This is a genomic window from Oleiphilus sp. HI0061, from assembly GCF_001635675.1.
Genome location: NZ_LWFE01001244.1, coordinates 1 through 1,532, shown reverse-complemented (window position 1 = coordinate 1,532; position 1,532 = coordinate 1). Strand labels below are relative to the sequence as shown.

Annotated in this window: 1 protein-coding gene and 1 pseudogene; one reads left to right on the top strand and one right to left on the bottom strand. The window is 44.9% G+C overall.

Annotated features, from left to right (window positions below; genetic code table 11):
- Window positions 1–389 (bottom strand): annotated as a pseudogene (locus tag A3735_RS19445) (hypothetical protein); the annotation flags it as partial.
- A gap of 429 nt (window positions 390–818) precedes the next feature.
- On the opposite strand from A3735_RS19445, the gene A3735_RS19440 reads away from it, so the two are divergent.
- The coding region (locus A3735_RS19440) for a peroxidase family protein (protein WP_304439995.1) at window positions 819–1,532 on the top strand (714 nt) is incomplete at its 3' end.

The window sequence follows — 1,532 nt, the reverse complement described above, 5'->3', positions numbered from 1 at the left end:
CTGGCTTTTATGTGGTGAAAGTCATCAAAGACAATCGCTAATGGATGATCAATTTGTGTTAGGGCTTCAATGAAAACCTCAATGATTTGCTCGGGCTTTACTTCGGAGTCATCTTTAAAAAGGTTAAAAAATGAAGCATCCCATAGCGGCGCGATATTTTTCAGGGACTCAAATATTAACGCAAATAATGCGTTGCCCTCATTAAGCTTTGGGGAGGTCTGGAATTGCAAGGTCTGACATTCAGTATGAATGGATTTTTGCCGAGTTACCCATTGATCCAGCAAAACACTCTTTCCGGAACCGGGTGGTGCCACCATGAGAACAAGAGGGTAGCCTAGCCCCTTATCCAATAGTGCTATTAGATCATCTCGCTTGATATGAGTATTCATAGTGCCACCGCTCGTCCTGATTCCTTGTTATTGTTCTGACTCTATATGGCATACATGCGTCTACTAATTAAGACTGCATTATGTCCTTTTCGATCTCAATAGCGCTTTTAAATATTGTGAAATACCACTATTCAAAGTGTGAAATAGGCCATGTTTTATGACTTTTGCTGTAATTGTCGGTAATTTATCTATTAACGTTTGAACTCAGGCTGAAACAGGCTTAAGAGATCGAGTGTACCTTGATTTTTGTATCTCCCCATCCTTTAGGAGGGTGTTAAAGTTTTAACACTNTCCTTACCCTGCCGGTTACTTGACAAAAGTTGTCCTCTTTTCCTCAAGCAGGGGTCGAGCGTATCCCCCAATATGCACCTGCTTAGGGAAAGGGTTTTTTGTCAAAGAAAACAAAAATAATGGACGGAGAGACGACACATGATTATTAACTCGGTATGGGTAACCTGGCCGGCCCTGGTCAAATACGGCACACTCGGTGTAGCAGGCGCTGCACTAATAATTGGCTTGGAACGAGGTGAGCTGCTCGAGAACAATATGATCTCGACAGAAGACTTTGAACTAGCAAACGAAGGTATTGTCTGTGATGAGCGAAGCCACACCGCTCGAACAGAAGATGGTACCTGTAATATTCTGGAGAACCCGTCAGAAGGTTCTGTCCATATGCGCTTTGGACGAAACGTCGAGCTTCAAGCCGCCTTTGGTGAAACGGAAGACGGTACCTTGTTGAGCCCTAACCCGCGTGAAGTCAGTAACTCGCTGATGAAGCGTGAGCAATTTAAGCCCGCCACCAGCGTTAACTTTATTGCGGCGTCATGGATTCAATTCATGGTTCACGATTGGGTGAGCCACGGCCCTAATGCGACCGATAACGATATCGAAGTGCCTCTACCATCAGGTGACCCTTTAGGTACGGGTGTTATGTCTGTACAACGTACAACTGCTGATCCGGATCGTAGCGTTGAAGACGATGCTTACTTGCCAGCGACTTACCGTAACCACAATACTCACTGGTGGGATGGCTCACAGCTTTACGGCAGCAACAAAGAAACCAATGATTCTGTTCGTTCATTTGAAGATGGTAAGCTCGCTATTGAAAGTGATGGTACTTTGCCAACAGACTTCTGGAGTGGC